General features: G+C 67.5%; 12 protein-coding genes. 4 read left to right on the top strand and 8 right to left on the bottom strand.

Annotated elements, in window-relative coordinates; genetic code table 11:
• Window positions 1–82: 82 nt before the first annotated feature.
• A complete protein-coding gene (locus GGR43_RS08055) occupies window positions 83–895 on the top strand; it encodes an enoyl-CoA hydratase/isomerase family protein (RefSeq protein WP_188071445.1) in 813 nt (270 codons plus the stop codon).
• A 13-nt stretch (window positions 896–908) separates the two neighbouring features.
• Here the strand turns inward: GGR43_RS08055 and GGR43_RS08050 are convergent, their stop codons facing one another.
• Complete coding sequence (locus tag GGR43_RS08050) at window positions 909–1,889, bottom strand: TauD/TfdA dioxygenase family protein (RefSeq protein ID WP_188071444.1); 981 nt, start codon at window positions 1,887–1,889, stop codon at window positions 909–911.
• Between the two features lie 368 nt (window positions 1,890–2,257).
• Here GGR43_RS08050 and GGR43_RS08045 point away from each other — a divergent pair, with 368 nt between their 5' ends.
• Window positions 2,258–3,364, top strand: coding sequence for an amidohydrolase family protein (locus GGR43_RS08045; protein WP_188071443.1), 1,107 nt, complete (start codon window positions 2,258–2,260; stop codon window positions 3,362–3,364).
• A 210-nt stretch (window positions 3,365–3,574) separates the two neighbouring features.
• Here the strand turns inward: GGR43_RS08045 and GGR43_RS08040 are convergent, their stop codons facing one another.
• From GGR43_RS08040 to GGR43_RS08015, 6 genes are read right to left on the bottom strand one after another with little or no spacing between them, the layout of a single operon-like run.
• A complete protein-coding gene (locus tag GGR43_RS08040) occupies window positions 3,575–4,297 on the bottom strand; it encodes an enoyl-CoA hydratase-related protein (RefSeq protein WP_188071442.1) in 723 nt (240 codons plus the stop codon).
• Window positions 4,282–5,391, bottom strand: a complete 1,110-nt coding sequence (locus GGR43_RS08035) for an epoxide hydrolase family protein (RefSeq protein WP_188071441.1) — start codon at window positions 5,389–5,391, stop codon at window positions 4,282–4,284. Before GGR43_RS08035 ends, GGR43_RS08040 begins: the two co-directional genes overlap by 16 nt.
• Window positions 5,392–5,409: 18 nt before the next feature.
• Window positions 5,410–6,984 (bottom strand): AMP-binding protein, encoded by a 1,575-nt coding sequence (locus tag GGR43_RS08030; RefSeq protein ID WP_188071440.1) that lies wholly within the window; start codon window positions 6,982–6,984, stop codon window positions 5,410–5,412.
• Window positions 6,985–7,016: 32 nt separating this feature from the next.
• Complete coding sequence (locus tag GGR43_RS08025; RefSeq protein ID WP_188071439.1) at window positions 7,017–8,417, bottom strand: MFS transporter; 1,401 nt, start codon at window positions 8,415–8,417, stop codon at window positions 7,017–7,019.
• Window positions 8,414–9,889, bottom strand: a complete 1,476-nt coding sequence (locus GGR43_RS08020) for an aldehyde dehydrogenase (RefSeq protein WP_188071438.1) — start codon at window positions 9,887–9,889, stop codon at window positions 8,414–8,416. Before GGR43_RS08020 ends, GGR43_RS08025 begins: the two co-directional genes overlap by 4 nt.
• Window positions 9,890–9,923: 34 nt before the next feature.
• A complete protein-coding gene (locus GGR43_RS08015) occupies window positions 9,924–10,712 on the bottom strand; it encodes an SDR family NAD(P)-dependent oxidoreductase (protein ID WP_188071437.1) in 789 nt (262 codons plus the stop codon).
• A 182-nt stretch (window positions 10,713–10,894) separates the two neighbouring features.
• On the opposite strand from GGR43_RS08015, the gene GGR43_RS08010 reads away from it, so the two are divergent.
• Window positions 10,895–12,580 carry a GMC family oxidoreductase gene (locus GGR43_RS08010; protein WP_188071436.1) on the top strand — a complete coding sequence of 562 codons (1,686 nt, stop codon included), beginning with the start codon at window positions 10,895–10,897 and terminating at the stop codon, window positions 12,578–12,580.
• A gap of 34 nt (window positions 12,581–12,614) precedes the next feature.
• Here the strand turns inward: GGR43_RS08010 and GGR43_RS08005 are convergent, their stop codons facing one another.
• Window positions 12,615–13,385 carry an SDR family NAD(P)-dependent oxidoreductase gene (locus GGR43_RS08005; RefSeq protein WP_188071435.1) on the bottom strand — a complete coding sequence of 257 codons (771 nt, stop codon included), beginning with the start codon at window positions 13,383–13,385 and terminating at the stop codon, window positions 12,615–12,617.
• 160 nt (window positions 13,386–13,545) lie between these two features.
• Between GGR43_RS08005 and GGR43_RS08000 the strand changes: the two genes are divergently transcribed.
• Window positions 13,546–14,748 (top strand): acyl-CoA dehydrogenase family protein, encoded by a 1,203-nt coding sequence (locus tag GGR43_RS08000; protein WP_188071434.1) that lies wholly within the window; start codon window positions 13,546–13,548, stop codon window positions 14,746–14,748.
• Window positions 14,749–14,764: the final 16 nt, after the last annotated feature.

Below are 14,764 nucleotides of genomic sequence, written 5' to 3'. Positions count from 1 at the left end.
ATATGTGTAGAAGATCGCCCCGCCTTGTCATCGCCGACCGGGATCACCCACAGTCCGCCGGACAGGCGATGGAGTCCGAAAGATGAGCGATCAGGACATAATATCCCGGCGGCTTCCCGGCGGGGAGGGCATCCATGTCGTGACCCTCAACCGTCCCGACCGGCTGAACGCGCTGACGCGAGGGACGGTGGCGCGGCTCAACGGTGTGCTGGACGGGCTGGCGGCGGACGCCTCCTGCCGCGCGGTCATCCTCACCGGCGCGGGCCGGGGCTTCTGCTCCGGTCAGGACTTGCAGGCGGCGAACGAGCGCAACCGGGGTGGCGCGAGCGGCGTTGTCGAGAAGCTCCACTGGCAGGAGCAGTTCGCGGGCATGGGCGCACGGCTGCGGGCGATGCCGCAGGTGGTGATCGCGGCGGTGAACGGGCCGGCGGTGGGCGCGGGCATGGCCCTCGCGCTGACGGCGGACATCCGCATGGCGAGCCCGCAGGCGCGCTTTCTGGTGGCGGCGGTCCGCATCGGGCTGACCGGCGGGGAAAGCGGCCTCAGCTATCTTCTGCCCCGCCAGATCGGGGCCTCGCGCGCGTTCGACATATTGCTGACCGGGCGGCCGATCGAGGCGGAGGAAGCGGAACGGATCGGGCTGGTCCGCTCGGTGAGCGCGCCTGAGGCCTTGCTGGACGATGCGATCGCCCATGCCCGCGCGATTCTCGCCAACAGCCCCTATTCCATCGCCCATACCAAGAAGCTGATGTGGGAAAATCTGGATGCGTCCTCCTATCAGGCGGCGCTGGCGGCGGAGAACCGCACCCAGATATTGGGCACGATGACGCGCGATTATGCCGAGGCGACCGCCGCCTTCACGGAAAAGCGGCCGCCCCGGTTCGAGGGAAGCTGAGCACGAACCTCGATCAGTCGACCAGCCGCTTGACCTTGCGGTTGCGGTCGAGCGCCTCGTCGAGATAGCGGCCGACCTCGTAATCGCCCATGATCGTGGTCCGCCGCGCCTGCCGCTCGCAATCCAGCGGCACGCCGTTGGCGGAGTGGATCACCCGCCAATTGTCCCACACCAGCATGTCGTTGGTCTGCCATTTGTGGAAATAGGCGAAGCGCGGATCGACCAGATGGTCGGCGATCTCGTGCAGCAGCGCGTCGCTTTCGTTCCGATCCATGCCCAGCACGTAGCGCGCGTGCATCGGCGAGAGCTTCAGCACCTTGCGCCCCGTTTCCTGCTGCGTGATCACCAGCGGATGGACGACGGGCGGGAAATCATAGTTCACGCCCTTCGATGCGATGTCGAGCCGCTGGATATTCTTGGGAAAACCGAACTGGCCGGAGCAGAAATCGGGGTTGAATTCATAGACGACTTCCAGCTTGTCGATCCGCCGCTTCTGTTCTTCGGACAGCCGGTCATAAGCCTCGATCGCGTCGATGAAGCCGGTTTCGCCCATTTCCCGCGCGGGGACGGTCATCCGCAGCACCGCGCCGCGCACGATGGTCGGCATGAACGCCTGGTCCCAATGCCAGCCGAGCCAGCCCGCGCGGTCGATGCCGTCCACATTGTAGAAGGGGGCGGGGCGGCCGGTGGGATCGGCGGGATCATAGGCCAGCGTCATCATGAACTTGTTGACCGGATCGTTGAGGTCCGCCGTCGCCGCCGGTTCCATCTCGCCGAACAGGCGGCTGAGGCGCATCTGCGCCTCGTCGTCATGGTCCGCGCCGCGAAACAGCAGCAGGCCCGATTCGATCCACGCCGCCCGCACGATATCCGCGACATCCTCGCCCAGCGGGCGGGACAGGTCGATGCCGATCACCTCCGCGCCGAAACTGGCGGTGAGGGGACGAATTGCGATTCCGGCGCCGGCATCGCGGGCGGGGGCTTCAGTCAGCATTGCACCTTCTCCATATCCTGTCGATCGCGCGCGGCGTCCCGCGCTTCGAGGCGCGCTCCGGGCCGCGATCATCTTGTCCCTCGACCTTATGACAATGGCCGTTGAACGATAATCGGGCAAAATTCGAACGCACTATTTTATATAGGGACATAATAACGACTGTTTTGACCGCTCGCCGCATAAACAAGAGGGGCAGCACAACTCATCGCATTTCTGAACAAGTTCGCCGCCGCCGCACAGTTGCTTGCTACGCCCCGCGGACCAACGGATAATCGGAAGCGTTCCAACCCGGCGAACCAGCCGAACGCAAACTGTCAGGCAGCGCATATGATGGAGCCAATGCGCGCGAAGCTAAGGATCGAAAAGAAATGAGTATCGTCTCGGCTACGCCGTGGCCCAGGGATCGCGTGATTCCCCCGTCGGAATGGAAAAGGCCGGAGGGGCTGCGGGTCATTTCCAGCGACGACCATCTGATGGAAATACCCCATTTGTGGGAAGAGCGGCTGAAGGGCGCCGACAAGGACCGCGCGCCGAAATATTGGCAGGACGAGACGGGCTTTCATCTGACGGTCGACGGCCAGTCCTACGACGTGCCCGGCCTGCCGCCGGAATTCCCCGAAGGCCGCGAAGGCTATTGGGAGGTGGACAAGCGCCTGGCGGACATGGACGCGGAAGGGATCGACGCGGCCATCGTCTATCATGGCCGGCTGAACAGCCTGATCCGCATGCCGGACAAGGATTTCTGGTTCCGCTGCGTCGACGTGTGCAACGAATGGGCCGCCGAATGGAAGGACGCCGCGCCCGACCGGCTGTTCCCCGTCGCGCTGCTGCCCACCTTCTTCTGGCCCGACCGCACGAAGGACTATCTCCAGAAGCTGAAGGGCCTCGGCTACAAGGCGATCGACATTCCGGTGAACCCGAAGGGCGTGCGCTACAACAGCCTGTCGATGGATCCGATGTGGGCGGCGATCGAGGAAAGCGGCTTTCCGCTGTCCTTCCACATCGGCGCCTATCTGCATTATAGCGGCCGGGGCTCGCTGGGGGCCAATCTCAACGCCAATCTGATGCCGTTCACCGGCCTGTTCGGCCAGCTGGTCTTTTCCGGCGTGTTCGACCGCTTCCCCGGCCTCAAGGTGGTGTTCACCGAGGGCGGCGCGAGCTGGGTGGCGGGCACGCTCGAAAATGCGGACAAGGTCGCGCGCGACTATGCGTCCGAACTGCGGCCCAAGCTGGCGCACAAGCCGAGCTGGTACTGGTTCAACCATTGCTACACCACCTTCATGGAAGACGATGTGGCGATGGAGAATATTGGCCGCATCGGGGCCGACCGGGTGATGTGGTCGACCGACTATCCGCACCCGGAAGGGGTGATGGGCAATAGCGACGCCATATTGAAGGGCATATACGACAAGGTGGGCGACGCGGCCGCCCGCAAGATCCTCGGCGAGAACGCGGCGCAGGTCTGGGGCATCTGAACGGACGAAGGGGAGGGGCCGCGGTGCCTGTCCCCTTGATCCCTCCTAGAGCGGGTCGACATTCAGAAGATGACGAGCCGGAGTCGCAGACGGCCGCAGGCCAACATGGTGGATTTTGCGACCCGGAGCGCAGCGACCTAAAGGGTCGTGAGCACCGGAAGCGCGGAAATTCGCCATTTGCAGGCCGTCAGGGCTGAATGTCGGTCCGTCCTAGCGGGTCCAGCGCATCGCGCCCGCCGCCTTGCGTCTTTCCAGCGCTTCCGTCTCGATCGTCAGCGCCTCGGCCAGCGTCGCATGGGTGCCGCGATCGATCACGTCGCGGGCGATGGCGATCAGTCCCGGATCGTGGGCGGCGATGGCCGCCGCGACCTCGATCGCGCGGGGCAGCAGCCGGTCGGGCGGCAGCACTTCGTTGACCAGCCCGGCGCGCAGCGCGGTTGCGGCGTCGACCGGCTGGCAGGCCAGCATCATCTGCCGCGCGAAGCGGGCGCCCACCGCATGGGGCAGCCGCGCGCCCATGCCGCTGCCCGACAGCGCGCCGATCATCGCATGGGTGTCGGCGAAGCGGGCCTCCTCGCTGGCCAGCGCGAAGTCGCTCGCCAGCACCATTTCCAGCCCGCCGGTATAGGCCGCCCCGTTCACCGCGGCGATCACCGGCTTGCCGAGCGCGGCGATCGAGCGGATCATCTCCGTCACCCGGCCGCGCGGCGCATCGGGCGCGGCAAAGGCGTTGAGGTCCAGTCCGGCGCAAAAGGCGGGCGCCCGGCCGGTGAGGATGGCGCAGCGCCAGCGCGGGTCGGATCGCAGCTCCCCGAACGCCTCCATCAGCGCATCGGTCAGCGCGAGGTCGAGCGCGTTGCGCCGGCCGGGGCGGTTCAGCGTCAGCAGCATCACCCCTGCGGTCGGCTCCTCTCGGATCAGGACGCCGTCCATTGCCCGTCCCCGAAAAATTCGATGAGGTCGCGCGCAAAGGCTTCCGGTTCCTCCATCGCGGCGAAATGGCCGCCGGAGGGCATCTCCGTCCAGCGATGCAGGTCATATTGCCGCTCTGCCAGCGCCCGGCTCGGCATCGGGTAGAATTCGCCGGGGAATTTCGCCAGCGCCGTCGGTGCCGTGACCGGCCCGTTTTCCCGGCTTTCCTGCGCGGTGGCATAGTAGATCCAGAACGACGACATCACCGAATCGGTCGCCAGATAGCTCATCAGGTTGGTGATGAGATGATCCTTGTCGAACCGGCTTTCTATATCGCCGCCGGTGTCGCCCCAGCGCTGGAACTTCTCCACCACCCAGGCCGCCCAGCCGACCGGATTGTCGTGCAGCGCGAGGCCGATGGTCTGGGGCTTGGTCGCCTGCTCGTGATGATAGCCGCTTTCGACCTCCATCGTCGCGCGCACCGCGGCCCAATAGTCCAGCAGCTCGGCATCGGCGTCCGGGCCGGGCAGCGGCGCCATGAAGAAGTTGAGGTGGATCGCCGCCACGACATCGGCATGGCTGATGCCGAGCTGCGCGGTGATGGCGGAACCGAAATCGCCGCCCTGCGCGAAGAAGCGGGGATAGCCGAGGATATCGACCATCAGCCGCCGCCACATCCGCGCGATGGTGGCCGGGCCGATGGGAAGGCGGGGCCTGCCGGACCAGCCGAAGCCGGGCAGCGAGGGCACGACGAGGCTGAACCCCGCCTCCGCCAGCAGCGGCATGACCGCCTGAAACTCCACCACCGAACCCGGCCAGCCATGGGTGAGCAGGATCGGTATGGGACGGTCGGCATGGCTGCGGACGTGGTAGAAATGGATCGGCACGCCGTCCACCTCGGCCCGATATTGCGGCCAGCGGTTGAGCTTCTCCTCCTCCGCCCGCCAGTCATAGCCGGTGCGCCAATAGTCGACCAGCTCGGCCAGATAGCGCGCGTCCATGCCATATTTCCACTGGTCCGGGTCGTCGGGCATATAGCCGATGCGGCTGTCGGCCAGCTTCGCCTGGATGCGGTCGAGCACGGCCTGCGGCACGTCGATGCGGAATGGCTTCATGACGGGCGGTCCCCTCCCTCAGTCGGATTGCAGCATCTGCCGGAGCGCGTATTTGACGACCTTGCCGGTCGAGTTCATCGGCAGCGCGTCGATGAAGGTGACGCCGCGCGGCACCTTGTAATTGGCGAGATTGGCCTTGCTCCACGCGATCACCTCCTCGGCGGTGAGGGTGGAGCCGTCCGCGCGCACGATGAAGGCATGGCCGACCTCGCCCAGCCGCTGGTCCGGCACGCCGATGATCGCCGACTGGAAGATGCCGGGCAGGCCGGACATCTGCTTTTCGATTTCCGCCGGATAGACGTTGAACCCGCCGACGATGTACATGTCCTTCAGCCGGTCGGTCAGCTTCAGATAGCCGTCCGCGTCGAGATAGCCGACATCGCCCGAATGCAGCCAGCCGTCCGCATCCAGCGTGGCGCGGGTCGCCTCCGGATTGTCGAGATATTCGATCAGCAGCTTGTCGTCGCGGATCAGCACCTCGCCCTGCTCGCCCGGCTCCAGCCTGCGCCCGTCCGGCCCGGCGATCGCGATTTCCGTCCCCGCGATCGCGGTGCCGACCGTATAGGCGACGCGCTCCATGCTGTCGCCGGGGCGGGTGTGGGTGGCCGAGCCGCAGCATTCGGTCATGCCGTATCCGGTGGTGATCTCGCGGATCGGCGTTTCGGCGCGCAGCCGCTTCATCAGTTCGATCGGCACCACCGTCGCGCCGGTCGACAGGAAGCGATAGCTGGAAATGTCCCAGTCGCGCCAGTTGGGGTGGGCGAGCATTTCCTGAAATACGGTCGGCGGCGCGGGCATCACGGTGATGCGGTTGCCGGCGATCAGGTCGAGGATCGACACCGCGTCATAGGCTTCGGGCCAATAGAGGGTGCTGCCGGTCATCAGCCCGGCGACCCAGCCCGCCTTGTAGGAGGCGTTGTGGGAAAAGGGGCCGAACACGCAATAGCGATCCTCGGCGGTCTGGCGCGAGATATTCGCCCAGGCCCGGCCGCCGCCCAGCGAGCGGCGATGGTCGAAGATCGCGCCCTTGGGCGCGCCGGTGGTGCCGGAGGTGAACATGATGTCGGCGATGCTGTCGGGCGTCACGCCCGCCTCGCGCTCCGCCAGCGCCGCATCCGTGGTCTGTCCGGCGAGCGCGAGGAAATCCTCCCACCGCTCCTCGCCCGGCCCCAGCTGGTCGGGCGTGGCGCGCAGCACGATGCGCCGCCGCAGGCCCGGCATCGCCTCGTCCCGCAGCATCTGCGGATAATAGCGGCCGAGGAAGGGGCCGATGACGAACAGGCGCGACAGGCCCGCGCGGCGCACCACGTCGGCGACCTCGCCCCCCTTCAGCCGGGTGTTGAGCGGCACCATCACGCCGCCCGCGCGCTGGATGCCGACGGCGGCGGCGATCCATTCCCACATATTGGGCGCCCAGATCGCCGCGCGGTCGCCGGGCAGGGCGCCGTCGGCGATCAGCGCCTTCGCCACCAGATCGGCCTGCCGGTCCAGCTCGATATAGCTCATCGCGCCGTCCTGTTGCGACACGAGGGCGGGGCGGCCGCCGAAGCGCTGGGCAGCGTCGCGGAGAAGGGCGGGGATGGTCGTGGTCATGAAGCGGTCTCTTGGATAAGGATGTGTCACGGTCAGCGCGGGGATGAAGCGTCGAGCAGCCGCAGGAAATCCCCCCGCGCGCGCCAGACGAGGAAGGCGCAGCCCGGCCCCGCGACCAGCATCGCGACGATGATGGCATAGCCGATCTTCATCGGATCGCGGAACGCATAATCGGTCAGCAGCCCGATCAGCATCGGCCCCAGCGCATAGCCGAACAGGTTGGACGCCAGCACCGTCAGCGCGGCGAAGCGGCCGCGCATCTCCGGCGGGGCGATCATCTGGACGGCGGCCATGGTCGGGCCGAAACAGGCACCCATCGTCATCATCATCAGCGTCACGGCGAGGAACAGCAGCGTGAAATCGCCCGCCAGGAAGGCGAGGGCCAATATGGGTGGAATGACGAGGCTGAAGCCGGAGAGCAGGCGCAACGCCATGTCGCGCGTGCCGCGCGCGAACTGGCGGTCGATCAGCATGCCCATGCTCAGCCCGCCGACGATGCCGCCCAGCGCCACCGCGACCGACATCATCGTGCCGATCTCCGCCGGGCTGACGCCGAGGACGCGGCGGGCATAGGTCGGCGTCCAGATCATCGTGCCCTGTATCGCCATGGCGAGGATCGCGGAGCCGAGGATGATGCCGATCATCAGCCGCGCATGGGCGCCGATATAGCGGAAAAAGGCGCCCCAGCCCGCCGCGTCCGGGCGGAGCGGGGCGGCCGAGCGGCGGATCGGCTCGCGAATGGCGAAGGCCAGGAACGCGACGATGACGCCGGGCAGGCCGGTGACGATCAGCACCTGCCGCCACGGCGCCAGCCCTTCGAGCGGGCCGCCGAGCGGCGAATGGCTGAACAGCTGGAGCAGGTTCCCGCCCAGCGCATAGGACAGCGAAATGCCCGCCACGCCCGCGGCGGTGAAGCAGGCGATCGGCGTCGTCAGCCGGTGGCGCGGGAAGATGGACGACAAGAGCGACTGGCCCGCAGGCGCGATTGCGGCCTCCCCGCAGCCCACCATCAGGCGGCCGAGGAACAGCTGGCCGTAATTGCGCGCCAGCCCGGTGCTCGCCGCCGCCAGCGACCAGAGAAAGATGCCCGCGAACATGATCTTCCGCCGCGAATAGCGATCGACCATGCCGCCGATCACCAGCCCCATCACGCCGTAGAACAGCGCGAAGGCCAGCCCCTGCACAAGGCTGATCTGGAAATCGTTGAGGTTGAGGTCGGCGCGCATTTCCGGGATGAGCACCGACATCACCTGCCGGTCGATCATCGAGACGATCTGGAACAGCATCAGCAGCAGCACCGACCACCAGGCGGTGACCGCGCTGTAATTGTCCGGCCAGCCCGCGTCCGGCAGGGGCTGTGCGGGCGTTGCCGGGGCCGAAGCCGCAGGACCGGGGGTCGGACCGGAAATCGGGGTGGTGCTCGCGGTGCTCATGCGCGCAGGTGCGACGGCAGTTCGGCCATGAACACGGCCTTCACCTCGGTGAAGCCGTGCAACCCTTCCACGCCGCCCTCGCGCCCGACGCCCGACTGCTTGAAGCCGCCATAGGGGATGGTGTAGTCGATCACGCGGCCGTTATGGCCGAAATTGCCGGTGCGGATGCGGCGGGCGATCGCATAGGCGCGGTCCGGATCCTGCGTGAACACACCGCCCGACAGGCCGTAGATGCTGTCATTGGCGATGGCGATCGCCTCTTCCTCGCTGTCATAGGCGATGACGGTGCCGACCGGGCCGAAAATCTCCTCGCGCGCGATGGTCATGCCGTTGCTGGCGTCGGCGAACAGGGTCGGCTCGACGAACCAGCCCTTGGGCAGATGGGACGGCCGGTTGCCGCCGGTGACGATCCGCGCCCCTTCCGCCTTGCCCTTTTCGATATAGCCCAGCACCCGCCCGTGCTGGTTGCGGGTGACGAGCGGCCCCATCTGCGTCGCCTGATCGAACGGATCGCCCACCGTCACCGATTGCATCGCGGCGGCGAGCGCGCCCGTCACCGCGTCCTTCAGCGCCGAGGGCACGAGGATGCGGCTGAAGGCGGCGCATTGCTGGCCGCACAGGCCGACGAGATTGGGCATGATGCCCGCCACGACCGTGCCGATATCGGCATCGTCGAGGACGATCGCGGCCGACTTGCCGCCCAGCTCGGTGGTGACGCGCGCCATCCGCCCGCCGCAGACCGAGGCGATGTGCAGCCCGGCGGCGGTCGATCCGGTGAAGCTGACCTTGTCCACTTCCGGCTTGCGGATCAGATAGTCCGACACCTCCCGGTCGGCGGTCAGCACGGAGAACACGCCTTCCGGCACGCCCGCCGCCGCGATGCATTCGGCGAGGATCAGCGCCTCCAGCGGGGTTTCCGGCGAGGGCTTGGCGATGACGGCGCAGCCCGCCGCCAGCGCGGGCGCGACCTTCAGCGCCAGCGTGGCGAGCGGCGCGTTCCACGGCACGATGGCGACGACGACGCCCACCGCCTCCCGCACGACGATCGCATGGCCGCCCATCATCGGCGTGCGCACTTCCTCGAACCCCTGTTCGGCAAGGCCCGCATAATAGCTGAAATAGCCGCTCATATAGGGCGCGGTCTGCGACGACTGGCTGTAGGGCATGCCGACCTGCAACGACCAGGCCCGCGCGAAATCGTCTGCCCGCTTGTCCATTTCCGCCGCGATGCGCCGCAGATAGGCCGCCCGCTCCGCCCCGCCCAGGCGCGGCCAGGGGCCATGGTCGAACGCATGCCGCGCCGCCGCGACGGCGCGGTCCATATCCTCCCGCGTCGCCATCGCCACGCGGCCCACGCTTTCCTCGGACGCGGGCGAGATGATGTCGACGCCCCCGTCCCCGGCGGACGACAGCCAGCCGCCGCCGATGAAGAGCTTGTCCGGGCTGGCGAGGTTTACGAGCGTTTCGGTCATGAAATCCGTCCTTGTGAAAGGGAAGGGGAGAAGCTCAGGTCTCGACGACCACGGGCAGGGAAAGAATATTGGCGACGCCGCCGTCGACCGGCAGCATATGGCCGGTGATGTAGCCGGAGGCTTCGGACGCGAGGAAGCGCACCGGCCCCACCATTTCGGCCGGGTCGCCGAACCGGCCGAGCGCGATCGCGTCGCGGAATATCTTCGCCCGCTGCGGATGGCCGACGGTGGGCGCGGCCATGTCGGTATCGAAAAAGCCCGGCGCGATGGCGTTGCAGGTCACGCCATGGGGGGCGAGGTCGGCGGCGATCGCCCGCGTCAGGCCCAGCACCGCGTGCTTGCTGGCGGTATAGGCCGACAGATTGGGTCGCCCCCGGTCCGCGACATAGGAGGCGAAATTGATGATGCGGCCCCATTTGCGGTCCACCATGCCGCGCGACAGATCGCGGCAGAGCAGGTACATGGAGGACACGTTCACGTCGAACATCGTCTCCCAGTGATCCAGCGTCGATTCGTGCAGCGCGCCCCAGCCGCCGATGGCGCCGTTGTTGACGAGGACGTCGATGCGCGCGCCTTCCGCGATCAGCCGGTCGATGGCCGCCTGCACCGCGCCCAGATCGCCCAGGTCGAAGGCGATGGTGCGCGCCTCCCGCCCCATGGCGCGGATTTCCTCCGCCGTCTGTTCCAGCTTGGCCGCATCGCGCGCCGCGAGGATGAGGGAGGCGCCCGCCTCGGCAAGGCCGAGCGCGATCGCATGGCCCAGCCCGCGCGACGCGCCGGTGACCATCGCGGTCCGCCCCTCAAGAGAGAAAAGCCTTCCCATATCCTGTCCTCGCACCTGTTTTCCATTTTATGGTTCCCCGACATAACGCGAGCGGCCATCGCTTTTCGACCGTCTTGTTGCAGCCATCATAAGAGTGATGATCGGCGCGGCGGGCGAAAAAGCCGTTGTCCTCGCCCCGGACCGGGCAACAAAAGGGCAGGGATCGAAAGAGAGGATGTGAGATGAACCAGAGCCTGCAATCCGGTGCCGCATCGGCCGAGGAGGCCGATTATGTGATCGTGGGCGCGGGCTCCGCCGGATGCGTGCTGGCCAATCGGCTGAGCGCGGGCGGACGGCACAGGGTCGTGTTGCTGGAAGCGGGCGAGGACGACCGGCCCAGCCGCCACCTCCTCAACCCGGCCCGGATGTTGAGCGCGCTCAACATCCATGTGCCGGCGGGCTTCACCAAGATGCTGAAGGACCCCAGGGTCAACTGGAACTACGTGACCGAGCCCGATCCGGGCAGCGACGGGCGGCAGCATTTCTTCCCGCGCGGCAAGGTGCTGGGCGGTTCCTCCTCGATCAACGGCATGCTGTGGGTGCGCGGCCTGCCGGAAGATTATGAAGGCTGGCGGCAACGCGGCCTGACCGGCTGGGGCTGGGACGAGGCGGAGCGCTATTTCCGCCGGATCGAGCGGCAGCATGGCGAGGATATCGCCTCCGGCGACAGCGACGCGCTGCTGTACATCAGCGACATTCCGATGCGCCATCCGATGCTGGACGTGATGACCCGCGCCTTCGAGGAAGCCGGGGCGCCGGTCGCCACCGACCTCAACGGCACCACGCGGGAAGGGGTGGCGCGCGTGCGGCTCAATGCCTATCGCGGCCTGCGGGTGTCGGCCTCCGTCGCCTATCTGCACCCGGCCATGTCCCGCCCCAATCTGCGGGTGGTGACGGGCGCGCACGCCGCGCGCATCGTCTTCGACGGCACAAGGGCGGTCGGCGTCGACTATTATCGCGGCGGCACGCGGCGGCGCATCCTCGCGCGGGGCGAGGTCATCCTCGCGGGCGGGGCGATCAACTCGCCGCAGCTGCTCGAACTGTCGGGCATCGGCGATGCCGAGAGGCTGCGCGCGCTGGGGCTGGAGGTGGTCGCCGATTCGCCGCGCGTGGGCGAAAACCTCCAGGATCATTATGCCGCGATGGTGCGGGCGCGCATGAAGCCCGGCTCGCCCGGCTTCAACGAAATGTCGCGCGGCCTGCGCCTTGTCGGCCAGATGCTGCGCTTCGCCTTCACCCGCTCCGGCCTGCTCGCGCTCGGCGGGTCCAACCTCACCGCGTTTCTGAAATCCGACCCGGCGCTCGACCTGCCGGATATCCAGTTCTTTGCCAGCCCGGCCACGGTCGATTTCGAGGCGCTGGCGAAAAATGGCGCGATGACGATGGAAAGCGAGCCCGGCATCACCGTGGGCGGCTATGTGATGCGGCCGCAATCCAGGGGCTCCATCCACATCCGCTCGGCCGATTTCCGCCAGCCGCCCGCCATCCGGCCCAATTTCCTCTCGGCCGAGGCGGACCAGCGGGCGCAGGTGGCGAGCCTGCGCTGGGCGCGGCGGGTGCTGCAAAGCCCGGCCCTCGCGCCCTATTACGACCATGAGCTGACGCCCGGCGCGGCGCTGGAAAGCGACGAGGCGCTGCTCGCCTTCGCGCGCGCGGCCGGATCGACCGGCTATCACCAGACCAGCACCTGCGCGATGGGCACGGCGCCGGACGCGGTGCTCTCCGCCGAGCTGAAGGTGAACGGCGTAACCGGCCTGCGCGTCATCGACGCCTCGGTCATGCCCGATGTCGTTTCCGGCAACACCAATGCGGCGACGATGATGATCGCGGAAAAAGGCGCTGACATGGTGCTGGCCGACGCGCGCTGAAAGGTACGGCGCGGCCGGGATCAGCCAGCCGGGATCAGCCGCCGCCGGGCTGCTCGACCTGAACCTGCTCGCCGAACAGCAGCAGCGATTGCCGGGCGGGCAGCGCGGCCCAGATCTGCCGCGCGGCGCTGTCCGCGTCCATCGCCTGTCCGCCTGCCACCAGCTGCGCGCGCAGCGTGGAGGCGACCGGATAGTCGCGGTCCGCCATCGCGGCGACATGGCGGGTCAGCCCGGTGTCGACGAAGCCGGGCCGCACCGCCGTCACCCAGATATGGGACCGGCCGCGCCGCTCATTCTCCCGCCGCACGACGCGCACCCACATTTCGAGCGCCGCCTTGCCCGCGCAATAGATGGACTGGCCCTCATAGGGCGAACGGGCCGCCGCCGACGACATCATCACCAGCCCGGCCTCGCCCCTGTAGCCGCTTTCCACGACCGCGCGCAGGAAAGCGTCGCCCAGCAGGAGCGGCGCGGCGACATTGGCGGCGATGTCGCGGGCGACGTCCTCCGCACCGGTTTCGGCGGCGAAGCCGGTCATCCCGCGCAAATGCGCATTCTGGATGAAGATCGCCCGCTGCCCGCGAAAGGCGGCCAGCTCGCGCAGGAAATGCTCCGCCACGGCCGTCAGGCTGCGGTGGTCGGCCAGATCGAGATAATGGCTTTCCAGCTCCGGGTGTCGCCGCCGGGACAGGTTGACGATCCGCGCCCGATCATAGGGCACGGTGCGCGACAGGCCGAGGCCGATGCCCTCGGTCGCGCCGGAAATCCAGATGAGGCTGTCGGCGGCTTGCGGCTGGGGAGACATGGACCGAGGGCTATCATCCCTGCCACTCTTGTCAAAAGGCGTGGGCAAGCCATCGCATTGATGATGGAATGGGGCGATCTTCTTGCGCCGCTTCCTTCCGGGAGTCATGGGGGGAGCTGTCCCCCTGCGCAAAGCAGGCATAACAACCGGAGCGGATCCGATGGAATTGCGTCTCGACCCCGAACTGGAGAATTTCCGGCAGGAAATCCGGGGCTTCATCAACGACGTGCTGCCCCCCGACATGCGGGAGCGGCAACGCCGGAAGGTGGCGAACAACGCCGATGTGACCGACCAGCTGCGCTGGATGCGCATCCTCAACGAACATGGACGCGCCGTTCCCCACTGGCCGGTGGAGTTCGGCGGGTGCGGCTGGACGCCGATGCAGTTGTTCATCTTCAATGAGGAGCTCTACGCCGCCGACGCGCCGGAATTCGACTGGGGCGGCACCCATATGCTGGGGCCGGTGATCTACAGCTATGGCTCGCCCTATCTGCGCGAGCGCTTCCTGCCGATGATCCGCGAGGGGCAGACGATGTGGGCGCAGGGCTTTTCCGAGCCGGGCTCCGGGTCGGACCTCGCCTCGCTGCGCACCTCGGCCGAGCTGGTGGGCGACAAATATGTCGTCAACGGCCAGAAGATCTGGACCAGCGGCGCGGCGCATGCCGACTGGGGTTTCTTCCTCGTCCGCACCGACAAGACGGTGAAGCCGCAGCGCGGCATCTCCTTCCTGATCATCAGGATGGACACGCCCGGCGTCACCGTGCGCCAGATTCCGCAGATCAACGGCGAGGCCCATTTGTGCGAGGTGTTCCTCGACAATGTCGAGGTGCCCGCCGACCAGCTGATCGGCGAGCCGGGCATGGGCTGGACCTACGCCAAGTTCCTGCTGGAGCATGAGCGCACGACGTCGAGCTTCATCTACTGGAGCAAGCGGGAGCTGGCGCGCGCCAAGGATATCGCGCGGGGCGAGCGGCGCAACGGCCGCCCGCTGAGCGCCGATCCGGCGATCCGCGCGCGCTTCGCCCGGCTGGAGGCGGACCTGCTGGCGCTCGAATGGTCGGTGCTGCGCGTGCTCGCGCATGAGGAGTTGGAAACGCCGGAGGCCGCCGCCGCATCGGTGCTGAAGATCAGGGGATCGGAATTGCAGCAGGAGGTGACGATGTTGCAGGTCGACCTGCTTGGCCTCAAGGGCGCGCGCTATTTCGACGTCGCCCCGACGCCGCCGCCCGCGCCGGACGAGGCGTGGCCCGATTATGTCCCCGGCCGCACCACCGTCGCGCTGATCACGCGCGCGGCGACCATCTACGGCGGCACCAAGCAGGTGCAGAAGAATATTCTCGCCAGGCTCGCCTTCGGGCTTTGAAACGGAGCTGAACTTT

The organism is Sphingobium jiangsuense (assembly GCF_014196495.1).
In the GTDB taxonomy this organism is placed as follows: domain Bacteria; phylum Pseudomonadota; class Alphaproteobacteria; order Sphingomonadales; family Sphingomonadaceae; genus Sphingobium; species Sphingobium jiangsuense.
This window is presented reverse-complemented; position numbering and strand designations above follow the sequence as displayed.

Coding starts and splice junctions, on each gene's coding strand:
- GGR43_RS08005 (WP_188071435.1), bottom strand. CDS start 13,385: ATGTCTCCCCAGCCGCAAGCCGCCGACAGCCTCATCTGGATTTCCGGC.
- GGR43_RS08040 (WP_188071442.1), bottom strand. CDS start 4,297: ATGGACGGCGTCCTGATCCGAGAGGAGCCGACCGCAGGGGTGATGCTG.
- GGR43_RS08000 (WP_188071434.1), top strand. CDS start 13,546: ATGGAATTGCGTCTCGACCCCGAACTGGAGAATTTCCGGCAGGAAATC.
- GGR43_RS08055 (WP_188071445.1), top strand. CDS start 83: ATGAGCGATCAGGACATAATATCCCGGCGGCTTCCCGGCGGGGAGGGC.
- GGR43_RS08010 (WP_188071436.1), top strand. CDS start 10,895: ATGAACCAGAGCCTGCAATCCGGTGCCGCATCGGCCGAGGAGGCCGAT.
- GGR43_RS08025 (WP_188071439.1), bottom strand. CDS start 8,417: ATGAGCACCGCGAGCACCACCCCGATTTCCGGTCCGACCCCCGGTCCT.
- GGR43_RS08050 (WP_188071444.1), bottom strand. CDS start 1,889: ATGCTGACTGAAGCCCCCGCCCGCGATGCCGGCGCCGGAATCGCAATT.
- GGR43_RS08045 (WP_188071443.1), top strand. CDS start 2,258: ATGAGTATCGTCTCGGCTACGCCGTGGCCCAGGGATCGCGTGATTCCC.
- GGR43_RS08030 (WP_188071440.1), bottom strand. CDS start 6,984: ATGACCACGACCATCCCCGCCCTTCTCCGCGACGCTGCCCAGCGCTTC.
- GGR43_RS08035 (WP_188071441.1), bottom strand. CDS start 5,391: ATGAAGCCATTCCGCATCGACGTGCCGCAGGCCGTGCTCGACCGCATC.
- GGR43_RS08015 (WP_188071437.1), bottom strand. CDS start 10,712: ATGGGAAGGCTTTTCTCTCTTGAGGGGCGGACCGCGATGGTCACCGGC.
- GGR43_RS08020 (WP_188071438.1), bottom strand. CDS start 9,889: ATGACCGAAACGCTCGTAAACCTCGCCAGCCCGGACAAGCTCTTCATC.